This is a genomic window from Butyricimonas faecalis, from assembly GCF_003991565.1.
GTDB lineage: Bacteria > Bacteroidota > Bacteroidia > Bacteroidales > Marinifilaceae > Butyricimonas > Butyricimonas faecalis.
This window is the reverse complement of record NZ_CP032819.1, coordinates 4,205,449-4,222,260: the sequence shown is the minus strand read 5'-3', so window position 1 is coordinate 4,222,260 and position 16,812 is coordinate 4,205,449. Positions and strand designations below refer to the sequence as shown.

At 45.7% G+C, this 16,812-nt stretch carries 14 protein-coding genes; 6 read left to right on the top strand and 8 right to left on the bottom strand.

The genetic code is table 11. The features are described from left to right. Nucleotides 1-88: 88 nt before the first annotated feature. Nucleotides 89-490 carry a fibronectin type III domain-containing protein gene (locus D8S85_RS18045; protein ID WP_106481696.1) on the bottom strand — a complete coding sequence of 134 codons (402 nt, stop codon included), beginning with the start codon at nt 488-490 and terminating at the stop codon, nt 89-91. A gap of 645 nt (nt 491-1,135) precedes the next feature. Here D8S85_RS18045 and lpdA point away from each other — a divergent pair. Next, nucleotides 1,136-2,527, top strand: a complete 1,392-nt coding sequence (gene lpdA, locus D8S85_RS18040) for a dihydrolipoyl dehydrogenase (RefSeq protein WP_106481694.1) — start codon at nt 1,136-1,138, stop codon at nt 2,525-2,527. Between the two features lie 23 nt (nt 2,528-2,550). Further along, complete coding sequence (locus D8S85_RS18035; protein WP_106481692.1) at nt 2,551-3,930, top strand: C1 family peptidase; 1,380 nt, start codon at nt 2,551-2,553, stop codon at nt 3,928-3,930. A 51-nt stretch (nt 3,931-3,981) separates the two neighbouring features. Here the strand turns inward: D8S85_RS18035 and D8S85_RS18030 are convergent, their stop codons facing one another. After that, complete coding sequence (locus D8S85_RS18030) at nt 3,982-4,800, bottom strand: KilA-N domain-containing protein (RefSeq protein WP_106625167.1); 819 nt, start codon at nt 4,798-4,800, stop codon at nt 3,982-3,984. A gap of 25 nt (nt 4,801-4,825) precedes the next feature. Continuing rightward, nucleotides 4,826-5,506, bottom strand: coding sequence for a hypothetical protein (locus D8S85_RS18025; RefSeq protein WP_106481690.1), 681 nt, complete (start codon nt 5,504-5,506; stop codon nt 4,826-4,828). A 268-nt stretch (nt 5,507-5,774) separates the two neighbouring features. Between D8S85_RS18025 and D8S85_RS18020 the strand changes: the two genes are divergently transcribed. Beyond that, entirely contained in the window at nt 5,775-6,428 is a 654-nt protein-coding gene (locus tag D8S85_RS18020) for a hypothetical protein (RefSeq protein WP_228423264.1), read from the top strand. Between the two features lie 3 nt (nt 6,429-6,431). Here the strand turns inward: D8S85_RS18020 and D8S85_RS18015 are convergent, their stop codons facing one another. Continuing rightward, a complete protein-coding gene (locus D8S85_RS18015) occupies nt 6,432-8,612 on the bottom strand; it encodes a glutamine synthetase III family protein (protein WP_106625165.1) in 2,181 nt (726 codons plus the stop codon). 274 nt (nt 8,613-8,886) lie between these two features. Between D8S85_RS18015 and D8S85_RS18010 the strand changes: the two genes are divergently transcribed. The 3 genes from D8S85_RS18010 (at nt 8,887) to D8S85_RS18000 (ending at nt 13,057) form a co-directional block, all read left to right on the top strand. Next, on the top strand, nt 8,887-11,178 hold the full coding sequence (locus tag D8S85_RS18010) for an ATP-binding protein (protein WP_127075471.1): 2,292 nt from the start codon (nt 8,887-8,889) through the stop codon (nt 11,176-11,178). 38 nt (nt 11,179-11,216) lie between these two features. Then, the gene (locus tag D8S85_RS18005) at nt 11,217-12,089 is read left to right on the top strand and encodes a pyridoxamine kinase (protein WP_106481686.1); all 873 of its coding nucleotides are present in this window, start codon (nt 11,217-11,219) and stop codon (nt 12,087-12,089) included. Between the two features lie 143 nt (nt 12,090-12,232). Further along, nucleotides 12,233-13,057 carry an HAD family hydrolase gene (locus tag D8S85_RS18000; RefSeq protein WP_106481684.1) on the top strand — a complete coding sequence of 275 codons (825 nt, stop codon included), beginning with the start codon at nt 12,233-12,235 and terminating at the stop codon, nt 13,055-13,057. Nucleotides 13,058-13,240: 183 nt separating this feature from the next. Here the strand turns inward: D8S85_RS18000 and pyrF are convergent, their stop codons facing one another. The 4 genes from pyrF to D8S85_RS17980 all read right to left on the bottom strand — a co-directional run bounded on the left by pyrF (nt 13,241) and on the right by D8S85_RS17980 (nt 16,692). Further along, nucleotides 13,241-14,068, bottom strand: a complete 828-nt coding sequence (pyrF, locus tag D8S85_RS17995) for an orotidine-5'-phosphate decarboxylase (protein WP_027201231.1) — start codon at nt 14,066-14,068, stop codon at nt 13,241-13,243. A gap of 39 nt (nt 14,069-14,107) precedes the next feature. After that, a complete protein-coding gene (prfA, locus tag D8S85_RS17990; protein WP_106481683.1) occupies nt 14,108-15,193 on the bottom strand; it encodes a peptide chain release factor 1 in 1,086 nt (361 codons plus the stop codon). A gap of 99 nt (nt 15,194-15,292) precedes the next feature. Further along, the gene (locus tag D8S85_RS17985) at nt 15,293-16,285 is read right to left on the bottom strand and encodes an NAD-dependent epimerase/dehydratase family protein (RefSeq protein WP_106481682.1); all 993 of its coding nucleotides are present in this window, start codon (nt 16,283-16,285) and stop codon (nt 15,293-15,295) included. Next, nucleotides 16,285-16,692, bottom strand: coding sequence for an OsmC family protein (locus D8S85_RS17980; protein WP_106481681.1), 408 nt, complete (start codon nt 16,690-16,692; stop codon nt 16,285-16,287). Before D8S85_RS17980 ends, D8S85_RS17985 begins: the two co-directional genes overlap by 1 nt. Nucleotides 16,693-16,812 lie beyond the last annotated feature (120 nt).

Genomic DNA, 16,812 nt, shown 5'->3' with positions numbered 1-16,812 from the left:
ATTACCAAGCGGTTTCCCCTCCTATAGGAGAGATTATGGAAGGTAGTCATTAAAAGACTGACTTGTTAGACACTCCCTCATAATTACTCTATTTCACAAACGGATCTTCTATCATTATCATATCACTCGGCTTTGATGGATCACTCAGTCCTTCTGCATTGACAGCACGCACACGAAATTGCATCTCACTACCTTCAACTAAACCATCAATAGTATACTCAAGGTCCGTAGGATTATCTTTTCCACTTACTTTATACCAATTATCTGATGACTTATACTTCCGCTCAATAATATATCCTGTTATCGACGACCCACCGTCATACCGGGGTGCGGCATACTTTATCTTACAACGATCTCTTTGAACATCAACCGCCTGAGGCCTTCCTGGAGGATCAGGAGGACTAACCATCATAACCGCACTAGTAAATACAATTGTAGCAATCAAACCTAAACAAATAAACAATAATGACCTAAACCCCTTTTTTTTCATAATTTTCTGTTTTTAGCTATCTGATTAATTCAGCATTCTATACAAAGATAAGATAAAAAATCACACTTATACAATTAACATACTTCTCGGATCAACTTGCTGATCTATAAAAATTTTCTACTCCGTTCAAGAACAGCTCTCGACACAATCAGTCATTCCATGTAAAAGAAATAATATTTATACTATAATCTTAGTATTAATAATTTGGAATTTATATACAGGCTTATAGCCAATGAACTCCCTTCCCCCCCTTCGGGAAGAAACACCAACTCTTCCCCTTGTGTAAGGAGTTGGAGGAGGTAACAACGGAGGAGTTTGAGTGTAATAACAAGAGTTACGTTGATGTACTGCAAAATGGTATATAATTACCATAATTTTTATGCTATTTCTATTTTCTATTCAAATTTAAATTCTATTCTTATACCTTTATAGTAAGAATTAAATGAAAATTGAATAGGAGATACTACCTATCAACCACAATTAAATTCTTTGTTTATACACATTATTTATCTTACATTAACGCAAACGCAAGAGAAACCTTTTAAAATCTAAAATCGATTTTATTTTCTATTCTAAACAAATCCCCTAATTTTGTGTCCCAATGATTCAGTGTAATAATTATTCACATTATAAATGACAAATAAAATGAAATACGACTTAATCGTGATTGGTAGTGGTCCTGGTGGATACGTGGCTGCTATTCGTGGGGCTCAATTAGGAATGAGCGTGGCTGTTGTAGAACGTGCCGAACTGGGAGGTATTTGCCTGAACTGGGGATGTATTCCCACGAAATCCTTACTCAAATCAGCACAAGTGCTGGAATACGCCCATCACGCCGCAGACTACGGGGTAAAGATCGAAAATGCCACACCCGATTTCGATGCCATCATCGCTCGCAGCCGGGGGGTTGCTGATAAAATGAGCAAAGGAATTCAGTACCTGTTCAAAAAGAACAACATTACCGTGATTGAAGGCCATGGAAAGTTAACCGCGGACAAAACGGTAGAAGTAACCAATGCCGCCGGAGAAAAAACCATTTTCGAGGCTCAACATATCGTTTTAGCCACGGGAGCACGTTCCCGTCAGTTACCGAACATTCCCCAAGATGGAAAGCGGATTATCGGTTACCGCCAGGCGTTAACCCTTGACCACAAACCGGAATCCATGATCGTGGTAGGCTCCGGTGCAATCGGTTCTGAATTGGCATACTTCTACAATGCCATGGGTACCAAAGTATTGCTGGTTGAATTCATGCCGACCATCCTGCCGCTTGAAGACGAGGAAGTATCCAAACAAGTGGGTCGCTCCTTCAAGAAAGCCGGCATTGACGTGATGGTAAAATCTTCCGTGGAAAGCGTGGAAAGCGGAGAAGGCCTGTTGAAAGTGAACATCAAAAACAAGAAAGGCGAGATCGAAGTACACGAAGCTGAAATCGTATTGTCTGCCGTGGGAATCTCCCCGAACGTGGAAAACATCGGCTTGGAAGAATTGAACATTGAAATGGAAAGAGGTCGCGTGAAAGTGGACGACTACTACCGCACGAACGTGGAAGGTGTTTACGCTATCGGGGACATCGTTCACGGTCCGGCACTGGCTCACGTGGCATCTGCCGAAGCCATCTGCTGCGTGGAACATATCGCGGGTGTCCACACGGAACCGATCGACTACACCAACATCCCCGGGTGTACCTACACGACTCCGGAAGTGGCATCCGTTGGTCTGAACGAGGCAAAAGCACTGGAAGCCGGTTATGAAATCAAGATCGGTAAATTCCCGTTCACGGCATCAGGTAAAGCAAGTGCAGCCGGGGCAAACGAAGGATTCATCAAATTGATCTTCAACGCTGCCGACAACACCCTGCTGGGAGCCCACATGGTAGGAATGAACGTGACCGAAATGATTGCCGAAATGGTGCTTGCCCGCAAAGTAAAAGCTACCGCTCATGACATCATCAAAACGGTTCACCCGCACCCGACCATGAGCGAGGCTGTGATGGAAGCTGCCGCGGCCGCTTACGACGAAGTAATCCATATCTAATTAAAAACGAGGATACCAAAAAAATGAAAATCACGCTACTCACAAGCTCTTTACTATTCATCGGTGCGTCGCTATGCGCCCAAACGATCGGTGAAAAAGAACTGAATGACATCAAGGGAAGCTTTCAAAAAGACGCCTCCACGAAAGCCATTCAGAACGTGTTGACCAATGACAAAAATATCCGGGACAACGCCCTCAACCGGGAAATTCAAGGGAAAATAGACCACTATTTCAAATATCGGGTAAAAGTACAAGGTATCACGGATCAGCAAAGCTCCGGACGCTGCTGGATGTTTACCTCCATGAACGTGTTACGTCCGAGCATCATCGAGAAATACAACCTCACGGGCTTCGACTTCTCTCACAACTACCTTTACTTCTGGGATATGTTCGAGAAATCCAATCTCTTTTTAGAGAATATGATCGCCACGGCCAACAAACCGATGGACGACCGGGACGTGACCTTCATGTTCCAAGCTCCCGTGGGTGACGGTGGTGTATGGAACCTCTATTACAACCTGGGAGAAAAATACGGTGTTGTACCCAAAGAAGTTATGCCGGAAACCGCCCACTCGAACAACACGAGCGCCATGGGATCATTGATCAACGAGCGTCTCCGCAAAGGTGGCTACACCATCCGGGAAATGGCCGCTCAAGGCAAAAAAATCAAAGAACTGCGTGCAGAGAAAGTGTCTGTTTTGAAAGACATTTATCGCATCCTGGCTCTTTGCCTAGGAGAACCGCCAACCACGTTCACCTGGAGATACAAGGACAAAAACGGGGATATCAAGGAACTGGCAAACTACACTCCTCAACAATTCTACAAGGAGATCACGCCAGCCGATTACAGCCCGAAGAATTACATCATGATCATGAACGACCCAACGCGGGAATATTATAAAGTATATGATATTCAAAATTACCGAAACACGGTCGAGGGCATCAACTGGGTATATCTGAACCTGCCGAACAAGGACATCAAAGCAGCAGCCATCGCCTCCATCAAAGGCAACGAGGCCATGTACACCTCCAGCGACGTGGGTAAATACTTCAACCGGGAAACCGGAATTCTCGACCCGGAAATGTACGACTACAACTCGTTGATGGGCGTAGACTTCTCCATGGACAAGAAAACCCGTATCCTAACCCGTCAAAGCGGTTCCGCTCACGCCATGACATTGATCGCCGTGGATGTTGACGCGAACGGCAAACCCACGAAATGGGAATTCGAGAACAGCTGGGGCCCGCAAGCCGGACACAACGGTTACCTCACCTTCACCGACCGATGGTTTGACGAATACATCTTCCGGGTAGTTATTCACAAAAAATACTTGGGAGAAAAGGCATTGAAAGCCCTAGATCAAAAACCGATCCTACTGCCGATGTGGGACTATATGTTCTAAAAGAAACTCAAACAACAAGCATAACGCCCGGAGGAACCTCCGGGCGTTATTTTATTTCATCAACTTCCGTCCGTCCATATCCGCCAACACTCTCATTTGCTGGATGGCAATCCGGTTCAATTTCAACAAACGCTCTTGTTGATCCATACCTTCCTGGATAAAAACGGCATTCAAGTTTTCCATGTTCGAAAGGCAGATCAATTCATTGATCGTGGCATAATCCCGGATATTACCTTTCAAATCCGGATGTGCCTCCCGCCATTCGAAAGCCGTCATCCCGAACATGGCCACATTCAACACGTCGGCTTCATTGGCATACACTTGAGAAACCCGTGCCGGAGAAAGCTCCTCCGGGATCAGATTCTGCTTAATCGCGTCCGTGTGGATATGGTAGTTGATTTTTGAAAGCTCCCGTTTGGCCGACCAACCGAGTTGAGCTTGCTCCTGTTCTTTCAAACGCTGGAATTCCTTGATCAAGTATAATTCAAATTCCACGGAAACCCAACTGGCAAACTTAAACGCGATATCCCTCTGGGCGTATGTACCTCCTCCCGCTCCATTTTTCGTGATAATACCAATAGCTCCCGTTGTTTCCACCCAACGAGACGGACTCATCGTGAAAGCATTGTTTCCCGCCTCGTTCAAAAGGGGGTCGAATTCGACCCCTTTAAAATTGAGATTATTCAATTTCTCCCACAGGCCAAGATATTCCAACGTATTCTTTACCCTCATCCAATTCTTCACCACATCTTTAGGTTCAACTGGATTCTTCTGACGAGCAATATCCGTGATACAGATATAGTCTATTCCATTTTCTTGTAACGTCCGGATCATCGTGTCCCGAACCTGTATAACCGCCTTCTTTACCATTTTATCTAGTTTTTCAATTTTCAAGTTACCCATTACATTTTAAACACACCGAATCAGAAGCATCCTTCCCATCTGCCGCACGGGCAAAAACATAGACAACCAGCCCCTCCTCTTCTGCCTTTTCCGGGAAATCCATGCTCTCGTTCCAATCCTCCCCGCGCGTTCCTAGTCGCATCACTTTACAGGAATGCGTCGATTCGTGAAGAAGTACACCATAAATCTCGTCATCCAAGAAACAGTCTATAGCCTCCACGACCCTTCTTTGGTGCGAAAAATGCACCTTCCGGTTCCCTGACTCCACCTCGCAAACAACTACCGGGCTGACAAGCGCACCCGCCGCCACGCGAAGTTTCGAGTAATCAATAACACCCCGGTATTCCTGGGTAGCCTTCTTATAGCGGGCAATCGGCTTCATGGGATTAATCTTTTCAACCGTCACCGCCGTTGTCACGTTCACACTCGTGAACCCGTTAAAACCTTTCGGGTATTGATTTCCCGGAAATCCCAATCGAATCGCCCGAGCCATCCATCCTTTTTTACTCACCACAACAGCAAACGCTGCAGCCCGTTGCTTTTGCAACTCCGTACTCGGCTTACGAGAAATACTCTCACCTTTACAATAATTCTTACCGTTAGCCCGCACATAGGCAACCACGTTTCCGAATTTTCCCCGCACCTGACCAATAGAGTTCACAAATTCCGCCATAATCCTTTTATTTAATTAAGACCCGCAATATACGACAATTAATCTGAAAGTAGAGCTAATTAGCATAAAAGTTGAAATAAAAATTCATCTTCATTTTTTGATGAATACCGAATTAATACCTTCATGAACCTTATAGATACCTTATAGAAACCTTATATGAACCTTATTATATATAAGGTTCATAAAGTGTAGATATTGTTTATTCAAAATATTATTACTACTATTGCACCGATATTCATCAATTATTCATTTCTAAATCAATATTGACATGGACATAACCTCTCCTCTATTTTTAGCTTTACTTGCAAACGGCCCGGTTAAAGCCGACGGGTATACTTATTTCTTGTACGGGGGGAAAGCCCGGAAATGCAAATCCAGCCGGGGACCCAGAAAATCCAGAACAGAGGGAGAGAAACAAACCACGGACCGATTCACGGAAGCCCGCAAAATGTGGAAAATTTACAAACGGGCTATCGGGGATTTACCCATATGGCGAATTGCGGCCCGGGAGAGAGGGGTTTCCAAGAGCGACTCTCTATTCCATTCAACCAATGGAGGATGCCTACTCCCGGGCAAAGGAGTATGGGCATTCAAAACTTTCCGTTTTTCCGTGGGAACACTAGAAGCTCCCGTCATCACCGGTTCGGAACGTAACGGGTGGACGGTCACCTTGCACTGGGAAAACGGTATCGATTGCCCGAAAGCAAGCGCCTCGGATCAAGTGTTCGTGGGATATTTCTACGACACGCTACGACGTTCTCCCTGTCTGCTTCGTGACATTCCCGCTCGCAGGGGCGACGAGGGCGTAACCATAGAAATCCCCTCCGGGGATCAACCGGAAGGGACACCGCTACATCTTTATTTATTTTTTGGAGATAGCGAACTCGCCCGGTTTTCACCCAGCGAGTACACCCAAGTATAACATCTACCGGGAGAATAACAGTTCCCGGTATTTCGGCAACGGCCAGATCTCGTCGTCCACGAGCAATTCCAGCTTATCCACGTGATAACGGATCTTCTCCAGGTAGGGACGAACCTTTTCCGTGTATTCCTCGGCCCGTGCCACTTCATCGGCAATCGCGTTGGCTTGTTTGCGAGCTTCCGTCATATCCGACACCATCGTCTGGATCTCCCGGATATGATGGGAAATCGTGCGGATGGCCTCGATTTGCACGTCGGCCACAGACTCGTAGTCCGGCAGGATATTCTTCAGCGCCGTCACGTTCGTCAACAGCGTATTCTGGTAAGTGATCGCGGTCGGGATAATGTGATTCAACACGAGATCGCCCAAAACACGGGATTCAATTTGCAACTTCTTCAAATAAATTTCATTCTTGATCTCGAAGCGCGCTTCCAGCTCCCGTTCACTCAATATCCCGTTGTCCACGAACAACCGTTTGGCCTTCTCCGAACAATAAGCCTTTAAAGCCGGGATACAATCCACCTCCGTGGACAATCCCCGACGGGCAGCCTCTTCCCGCCATTCCTTGCTGTAACCGTTCCCCTCGAAACGCACGGGTTTGGACTCGATGATGTATTTACGCAATACCTGGAAAATGGCCTCGTCTTTCTTGACGCCTTTCTCGATTAAGGTATCCGTTTCTTTTTTAAAGGCGATCAACTGCTCGGCAACAGCGGCATTCAACGCGATCATCGGTCCTCCGCAATTGGCTGACGACCCCACTGCACGGAATTCAAAACGATTTCCGGTAAAGGCAAAAGGCGAGGTTCGGTTGCGATCCGTGTTATCCAACATGATCTCAGGGATTTTACCCACGTTCAATTTCAACTCGGTTTTCTCGTCCGGGCTCATCTTCCGGTCGCTCACTTTCTCCACCAACTCGTCAAGCATTCCCGACAAGTAATTCCCCAGGAACACGGACATGATCACCGGTGGGGCCTCGTCTCCTCCCAACCGGGCCTCGTTTCCTTGAGAGACGATCGATGCTTTCAGTAAATCACCATGTTCATACACGGCCTTGATCGTCGATACCAAGAAGATCAAGAACTGCATGTTTGACTTCGGATTCTTGCCCGGCGATAATAGGTTCACTCCCGTGTTGGTCAACAACGACCAGTTGTTGTGTTTTCCCGAGCCGTTCACACCTTTGTAAGGTTTCTCGTGCAACAACACCCGGAAATTATGACGACGGGCCACTTTTTTCATCGTGGACATCAACAATTGATTATGATCGACGGCCAGATTCGCCTCTTCGAAAATGGGAGCACATTCGAATTGATTGGGAGCCACCTCGTTATGACGGGTCTTGATCGGGATTCCCAGGCAATGACATTCGTATTCCAATTCCTCCATGAATGCCGTCACCCGCGCCGGGATGGAACCGAAATACTGATCCTCCAGCTGTTGATCTTTCGCGGAAGAATGCCCCATCAGCGTACGACCGCACAATTTCAGGTCGGGACGGGCATTGTACAGAGCCTCATCCACCAGGAAATATTCCTGCTCCCATCCCAACGTGGCTATCACTCGCTGCACGTCTTTATCGAAATACTGGCAAATATCCACGGCAGCCCGGTCGATCATTGCCAACGCCTTCAACATAGGCGTCTTGAAGTCAAGTGCTTCTCCCGTATAAGCCACGAATACCGTGGGAATACACAACGTGCGGTTATTAATAAAAGCCGGGGAAGCCGGGTCCCAAGCCGTGTAGCCGCGAGCCTCGAAGGTGTTGCGAATTCCCCCGTTCGGGAAACTGGACGCATCGGGTTCCTGTTGAACCAGTAACCGTCCGTCAAATGATTCGATCACGCCGCCATCCGGCAGCAAATCAATAAAAGAATCATGTTTCTCAGCCGTAGCACCGTTCAAGGGATGAAACCAGTGTGTGTAGTGAGTAACTCCCCGTTCAACAGCCCAAGCTTTCATCGCGGCTGCCACTTGATCGGCTAACCCACGATCGATTGCCAATCCTTCAGACATGGTCTTTTCCAATCTTTTGTAAGCTTCGATGGAAAGGTAGTGGCGCATTTTGTCCATTGAAAACACGTTTTCTCCAAACACGACAGAACACCTGGGACGTTCCCCGCACTCCACGGGTTTACGACGGGCAATCTCTTGTAAAGCTAAGAATCTAAATTTTGCCATAAATTTATATTTAAAGAAGTGAACCCTGTTTTTACAGGGGCAAATATACAAAATAATGCTAATTTTATGCACATACCCCCATATTTTTTGATGCAAATTCAACAAAAACATGTTTATTACAAGACACACCCCCTATAAAACACACCCATGCTTAATTTTATAATACGCGTACTCATAAAAATAAACAATGTATATACATGACTAGTAAATAAAAAAACGTACATTTGAAAAATTTCATACACACGGATAAAAGACTCACAAAATAGCATTATATATGTCAGAATATCTTTCAACTTTCGGAGCAAATATTTCCGCAGAAATGCAAGAGGCTATACTAGCCGCAGCCCCCAACATGATGGTTTTCTTTGATGAGTCGTATCATCTACTCAGCTTGCTTAACCCCATCATCGAACATATCCCTTACCCCCCGGAAGAGATGATCGGTAAAACACTGGAAGAACTCATTGAAGAACCGGAAAGTAAAAACTATTTTCAAGAACAACTCCAAAGAACACGAGAGGAAAAGAAGCCCCAATATTTTGACATCTATCTCCCGGTAAGAAATACGAAGTACTTTTTTGATGTTCACACGGCCCTCCTCCCGAACAATCAAGTGATCGCTTTCATGCGGGATATCACCGATTACACGTTGAGAAAAACAGAGACAGAAAAATTACAACTCTTTTTGAACCGGGTACTTGAAAGTATCGAGTTTCCTATTTCAATCAAAGATATGAACACGGAACGTTATATATTCTGGAGTGAACGATCAGGCATATTCGGGCGTACCACCGAAGAGATGATCGGACAGACGGAGGAGATGATCGCCAGTAAAGAACGGGCCCGACAGATGCAAGAATTCGACCGACAACTAGCCTTGGGAAAAAAATCCTATCAAGGAATCGAGAAATTCATTTTTGCCGACGGTCAAGAACACTCGCTGCTAATCACCAAACATCTTTTCACGGAAGACAATATGAATTGGCTCGTGTGTACCACTCAGGATATAAGTGACATGCAAAGGCAACAAGAAAAAATCAAATCCCTTACCAAGAAGTTGATTCTCGCCCTAAACATCACGAAGCATGCCCTCTGGATGTACGATATCAAGGAGCAAGTGTTTATAACCAACTCCCTGCAGTTAAAGGGTATTTACAGAGAAACCCTCGAATGGGACTTAAAAATACCCATGATCAAATTCTATAACGCCATTCACCCGGATGACCGAAAACATGTAGAGAAAGAATTCAACGACCTTATTCGCGGTAAAGTGTTCCAGATAAGATTCACCTTTCGGGCTGATTTCAAATATCATAAAAACTACAAATGGTTCGAAATTAATGCCTTACAAAAAGAAGAGGAAACTTATAAAAATATGAACAGGCTAATCGGAACCTGCAGCTCCATCGATGATTACAAAAGACTGGAAACTTCATTGAGGGATGCCAAAGAGAAACTGGAAATCACGAACTCCTCGCTTTCCTCCGTTCTCAGCCTGGCACACGTTCTCCCGTGGACTTGCGACGTCCCATCGCAAACCTTCTCCTGTGATTACGACATCCATCATCACGAAGATGCTCTTTTTGCCATCAACGGCAAATATTACTGTAAAGTCGAAAAATATATCAATTCCATACACCCCGATTACCGCGAACATATGCGTGACATATTCCGTGAACTTTTAGCAGGTAAACGCAAGGAGTTTCACGAGGAATACCTCGTACACTGGTACAACGACTGGGAATACGAGTGGGTCAACAAGCAAGGAACCGTTTACGAGTACGACAGTACGGGAAAACCGAAAACCATCATCGGGTCAAGCGTCGTGATCACGGAACGCAAACAAATGGAACAAAAACTATTACAAGCTAAAGAACAAGCAGAAGAAAGCAACCGTTTGAAATCTGCATTTCTGGCAAACATGAGTCATGAAATCCGCACCCCACTCAACTCGATCGTAGGTTTTTCCGAGATTCTTGCCATAACTGAAGATGAAGCCGAAAGACAGGAATACATTCAGATTATAAAAAACAACAACAATTTACTACTACAATTAATCAACGATATTCTCGACCTCGCTAAAATTGAAGCGGGAACGTTGGAGTTCGTGTTTTCGGAAGTAAATATAAATAGTCTCATAGAAGAAATTGCCCAGACAACCCAGCTTAAAATGATTCATCCCAATGTCACGTTCAGCGTGGAAGAACGTTTGCCGCGATGTATCATCAGAACCGAACGCAACCGTGTATTCCAAGTTATAAACAACTTCATCACGAATGCCATCAAATTTACCCATCAAGGGAGCATAAAACTAGGTTACAGACTCTCGTCACCCGGCACGCTTTATTTTTACGTGTCAGACACGGGTTGTGGAATTGCACCCGATAAAAGAGAGAAGGTGTTCGATCGCTTTATTAAACTGAACAATTTTGTCCAAGGAACGGGATTGGGATTAGCCATCAGCGAAACGATTATCACGAAGCTAGGCGGCAAGATAGGCGTTGATTCAGAGGAAGGTAAAGGTTCCACCTTCTGGTTCACCTTGCCGTATGTTCCACTGAAATAAATTTTATTACCTTTGGGAAATAAAGAAAACGCTTAATCATGAAGAAAATTGCCGCCATTCACGACCTGTCTGGCTACGGAAGAGCTTCATTGACCGTGGCTATCCCCATACTTACACACATGGGATTCCAGGTTTGCCCCCTTCCCACTGCCATACTATCCGCCCATAGCGAATACAAGGATTTTCGCTCGCTGGATCTGACTGATTACATGGAAAGTTTTATCGCTCATTGGAAAGAGTTGCAACTCCAATTTGACGCCATCTACACGGGATACCTGGCTTCCGTGAAACAAATGGGCATCGTCAGTGATTTTTTCGCACACTTCAAAAATGATCAAAATTTCATCCTCGTTGATCCCGTACTGGGAGACCACGGGGAATTATATTCCAGCATGACACCCGACATGGTGGAAGGAATGCGGAAACTCTGTTCCCAAGCCAAAGTGATCACCCCCAACTTGACAGAAGCGGCCTTTCTGCTCGGGTATAACCCGCGACTGGAGATTTCCGTGGAAACCGCAATACAATGGTGCAAACAGTTGAGCGAGCTCGGTCCGGAACACGTGATTATCACCTCCGCTCCCGGAGGTAACGCCCAAAACGTGGCCACCCTCGCTTATAACCGCTTGGATCACCGGACCTGGCGGGTACTATGTGACTACATCCCGGCCTCGTATCCCGGCACGGGCGACGCTTTCGCCAGCGTGATCACGGGGTGCATGCTCAATGGAGACAGTCTCCCGGAAGCCCTCGACCGAGCCGTACACTTCATCAATATGGGTATTAAAGCCACCTTCGGTTACGCCCACAATCCCCTTGACGGCATGAATCAGGAAAAAGTACTCCACTACCTCAACGAACCTCTGCCTTATTACAAGTATGAACTCGTTGAAACAAATGAAGAAATTTAGAATTTAAAGTTTAGAATTTAGAATGAAAAGAAGCTGGTCATTTACGATTTACGAAGAGGACTTATGATTGAAAAAACGTCGTTTAACAGGTGAAAACCTCTTCATCCAAAATCCTAAATCTAAAATCAAGAAATTAATTAATCATGATTAAAGCTATTATTATCGATCTGGACGGGACTACTCTTCCTCGCAATTGGCACCAAATAAGCGAGGAGAACCGGGAAGCGCTGGAAGAAGCGGGACGACAAGGCGTGGTTCGCATCCTAGCCACGGGACGCTCCGTGTTCTCTCTCAACAACACGCTACCCGAAGGCCTTCCGGTGGATTACATGGTATTTTCCTCCGGAGCTGGCATCATGCGCTGGGGAGACAAAGAGATTCTTCTCACCCGGGAATTATCGGCCGAAGAGACACTAGACATTGCTACCCACCTCTGGAAATACGATATAAATTTTACCATACAGCAAAGAATTCCCGACAACCATCATTTCTATTACCGGAATATCTCCTCTCTTCACGAAGATTTCCGACGTCGCATCGAAAATTATCCCGGATTGGGAACACCCATCTCTTCAATTGACGAGATACGGGACGGGGCCACTCAATTTCTTGTTATCCTAGACGCGAAACAACTCCAACTTCACGGGGATATTCAACAAAAATTATCAACCTATTCCGTGATCCGTTCCACGTCCCCCATCGACAATCAAGCCATCTGGACCGAAGTTTTCGCTCCCGATGTCAATAAAGGTACGTCTTGCCAGTTGCTCCTTGATCAGCTAGGTATTCATTACGATGAATGCGCCGGACTCGGGAATGATTATAACGACCTTGATTTTCTCAAACGCTGCGGCCACCCGTTCATCGTGTCCAATGCCTCGCAACCTCTACGGGATCAATTCGACAACATGCCCGCGGATGAAGATAACGGACTGGCCGTTTTCATCCGGCACGCCTTAAACTTGTAAACATGATTTATAAACCGAACTTCTTTGTCATTGACACTTTAAATCAAACAAAGGTTATTTCAGTCGTACGTTGAAATCGTACAACTGAATTTTTCATTCATTCACGTTTCAAACTATCCTTTTATAAATCAAAAAGGTGTGTCGCCTAACGACACACCTTCTCTATATTGCAATCTATTTCTCTTAAATCACTCCTTTGGCAACAAGCAATTCCGCCATTTGTTGTTGCAATTTCACGGCCTCTTCTCTCGCTCTCACGGCAAAATTCTCGGTCTTGTCCGCAAAGATGATCCCGCGAGAAGAATTCACGATTAACCCGCAATGAGAGTTCATACCGTATTTAGCGACCTCTTCCAAACTACCACCTTGCGCTCCCACTCCCGGAACCAGCAAGAAGTGATTCGGAACGATCTCACGGATACCGCTCAACATTTCCGCTTTCGTGGCCCCCACGACATACATCATATTCTGGTCATTCCCCCACTCCTGAGATTTACGCAAAACCCGTTCATACAATTTCACGCCATTCTCCTCAAAGAATTGGAAATCAAAAGCACCTTTATTAGAGGTCAATGCCAACAGGATCACCCATTTGCCCTCATATTTCAGGAACGGGGTCACGGAATCCTCTCCCATGTAAGGAGCCACCGTGATAGAATCAAATTCCATCGTCTCCAGGAAAGCACGGGCGTACATCTCGGACGTATTCCCGATGTCCCCGCGTTTAGCATCGGCAATCAAGAAGATTTCGGGATATTTTGATTTGATGTATTTCACCGTTTTCTCCAACGTGATCCAACCGGCTACCCCATTACTCTCGTAAAACGCAATATTGGGCTTATAGGCAATTGCCACGTCGGCCGTTGCATCCACGATAGCTTTATTAAATTCGTACACGGGGTCCTCCGCTCCCATCAGGTGTTGAGGCAATTTCTTTATATCTGAATCCAAGCCCACGCAAAGGAAGGACTTTTTCTTTTTTACCTGTTCAAATAACTCGTTATAAGTCATACCCTCTAACTTTTATCTTTTAGTTTTTAACTTTTATCTTTAGAATCCGCTCTCCTTCAATTTCTCCGTGTTCTCCTCGATCTGCAATTTCTCGATAATCTCACCCAACTCGCCATCCATAACGGCAGCCAAGTTATAAAGCGTCAGATTGATACGATGATCGGTCACACGTCCTTGCGGATAATTGTAGGTACGAATCTTGGCAGAACGGTCACCCGTGGAAACCATCGTTTTCCGTTTTGAAGCTATTTCATCCAAATATTTCTGATGCTCGATCGCGTAGATACGAGACCGCAACTCGGTCATTGCTTTCGCCAAGTTCTTCAACTGCGATTTCTCGTCCTGACAAGTCACCACTATACCCGTGGGAATATGCGTCAAACGGATAGCGGAGTAGGTCGTGTTCACAGATTGCCCTCCAGGACCGGAAGAACAATAGGTATCTTTCCGAATATCTGCCGGATTCAACACGACATCCACCTCTTCTGCCTCCGGCAGTACGGCCACCGTGGCCGCAGAGGTATGCACCCGTCCTTGAGTCTCTGTCGCCGGGACGCGCTGCACGCGATGTACTCCCGACTCGTATTTCATAATCCCGTAGACACCATCTCCCGTGATGTTTGCGACGATTTCCTTGTATCCCCCGGAAGTTCCTTCACTATAATTGGTTACTTCTATTTTCCAACGTTTGGATTCACAGAATTTCGTATACATACGGAACAAATCCCCGGCGAAAAGACTGGCCTCGTCTCCCCCGGTTCCGGCACGAATTTCAAGAATCACGTTCTTCGAATCCTCCGGATCGGCAGGAACCAACAACATTTTCACCTTCGACTCCAATTCGGGGATCTTGGCACCCAGCTCCTCAATCTCCATCTCTGCCATTTCTTTTAGCTCCTTATCGGTCTCCGTGTTCAATATTTCCTGTGCCTCATCGTAAGAACTCACCGCACGTTTCAACTCGTCTCCCGCCTCCACGATCTGTTCCAGATCGCGATACTCTTTATTCAACTTCACAAAACGATTCATGTCCTGTATCACCTCCGGGTCGGTTATCAACTGTCCGATCTCGCGGAAACGGATATAAAATGTTTCTAATTTCTCTAATAGGGAATTGTCGCTCATATATATATCTAAATTATAATCGAACGCGAATTTAATAAATTATCCATTGATATCACAAATCTTCGATCAATTGCTCGACAACTTCCTTTAAAGGAGTTATTACATATCTTTGAAAAAACGGGCCGTCTCTTCAAGCGTATGAAAATGGAAATCGGGAAAAAGAGACAATACTTTCGCGCTGGAATAACGGGATTTATGTTGAGACGAACGAGCCGTTTCCTTCGTGAAGGCCGGTTTCTTTCCCGTGAATAGAGCCACGAAAGCCAGCAAACGCCAAGCCAAACCCGTCATCCACGGGGTCATCCGGATACAAGGCGGACGTTTACCCACGACACGGGCAATCACGGTGAACAACTCCCGATAAGAATAATTTCCCCCGCACAACACGAAACGCTCTCCCCGAACGCCACGATCTTTAGCCAAACGGATCATCAGTTCACAAACATCCCGCACGTCCACGTATCCATTCATGCCTTCCGTGTAAAAAGGCATTCCCTTGCTTGCCTGTTCAAACAATTTGACACTACTTCGTCCCCGTAACCCCGCTCCCAAAATGATAGCCGGATTCACGATCACGGCATCCAATCCTTGACGGACATATTTCCAGACAATCTTTTCCGATTCTCCCTTACTGCCGGAATAAAGCGAGTGAATCGACCCCGGAATTTCCGGCGTATTCTCGTCAATCACGACACGCTCGTCGGGAGCATCCCCCAATGCGGCAATCGAACTCACAAAACATAGGCGTACCCCACGTTCCAAACAAATCTTACAGATATTTTCCGTTCCCTTGATATTCGTTTCCAGTAACGTATTCCGGTCTCCGCCATTGAAAGAAACCAGGGCTGCACAATGATAAACGGTGTCCACTTTTTCCACAAACGGGGTCACGGATTCCCCATCCAGCACATCCCCGACCACCCAAGTCACCCGGGACACGGCCTCTTCCGGCGAATCGGAATAATACGAAAAGAGAGCCTCCGTTTCTTCAACGTGGCTCTTATCTCTTTTTAACGCGATGATTGTCTCACCGCATCGTGCCAAATGACACAGCAAGTGGCTACCTAGGAAACCGGTAGCCCCGGTTACCATTACTGCCAATTAAACACAAAGTTTTGTTTCACATCCGGGTGTAAGCTCAAATGCACGGGACAGGTGTGTGCCACACGTTCGAGAATCTTTTTATCTTTCTCCGAATAGCCTTTGGCCGGCATGTTAAAGATCACGTCGATCTCGGCAATACGACGAGGTTCTGCCGCCATTTTCTTGGTTATTTCGATCTCAGCTCCCGTCAGATCGATACCGTTATTTTTAGCATAGATTCCCATGATTGTCATGGCACAAGCAGCCAGTGACGTGGAACACAAATCGGTCGGAGAAAAAGCCTCACCTTTCCCGTTGTTATCTGTCGGTGCATCCGTGATAATCTTCGTACCACTCTGTAAATGCGTACACTCCAAACGCAAATCTCCTAAATATTTTGCTTTTACTGTTGCCATATCCTTTTTCTTTTATGTTTTACTTTTCAAAGATAGTAAATTTCGTACAAAATCATCCATATGAAAGAAAATTTGATACTTTTTGCAGGAACCCGAATTTCTAGCACAATTTTTGATAAT

Coding starts and splice junctions, on each gene's coding strand:
- pyrF (WP_027201231.1), bottom strand. CDS start 14,068: ATGACTTATAACGAGTTATTTGAACAGGTAAAAAAGAAAAAGTCCTTC.
- lpdA (WP_106481694.1), top strand. CDS start 1,136: ATGAAATACGACTTAATCGTGATTGGTAGTGGTCCTGGTGGATACGTG.
- D8S85_RS17980 (WP_106481681.1), bottom strand. CDS start 16,692: ATGGCAACAGTAAAAGCAAAATATTTAGGAGATTTGCGTTTGGAGTGT.
- D8S85_RS18000 (WP_106481684.1), top strand. CDS start 12,233: ATGATTAAAGCTATTATTATCGATCTGGACGGGACTACTCTTCCTCGC.
- D8S85_RS18010 (WP_127075471.1), top strand. CDS start 8,887: ATGTCAGAATATCTTTCAACTTTCGGAGCAAATATTTCCGCAGAAATG.
- prfA (WP_106481683.1), bottom strand. CDS start 15,193: ATGAGCGACAATTCCCTATTAGAGAAATTAGAAACATTTTATATCCGT.
- D8S85_RS18030 (WP_106625167.1), bottom strand. CDS start 4,800: ATGGTAAAGAAGGCGGTTATACAGGTTCGGGACACGATGATCCGGACG.
- D8S85_RS17985 (WP_106481682.1), bottom strand. CDS start 16,285: ATGGTAACCGGGGCTACCGGTTTCCTAGGTAGCCACTTGCTGTGTCAT.
- D8S85_RS18020 (WP_228423264.1), top strand. CDS start 5,775: ATGGACATAACCTCTCCTCTATTTTTAGCTTTACTTGCAAACGGCCCG.
- D8S85_RS18015 (WP_106625165.1), bottom strand. CDS start 8,612: ATGGCAAAATTTAGATTCTTAGCTTTACAAGAGATTGCCCGTCGTAAA.
- D8S85_RS18045 (WP_106481696.1), bottom strand. CDS start 490: ATGAAAAAAAAGGGGTTTAGGTCATTATTGTTTATTTGTTTAGGTTTG.
- D8S85_RS18005 (WP_106481686.1), top strand. CDS start 11,217: ATGAAGAAAATTGCCGCCATTCACGACCTGTCTGGCTACGGAAGAGCT.
- D8S85_RS18025 (WP_106481690.1), bottom strand. CDS start 5,506: ATGGCGGAATTTGTGAACTCTATTGGTCAGGTGCGGGGAAAATTCGGA.
- D8S85_RS18035 (WP_106481692.1), top strand. CDS start 2,551: ATGAAAATCACGCTACTCACAAGCTCTTTACTATTCATCGGTGCGTCG.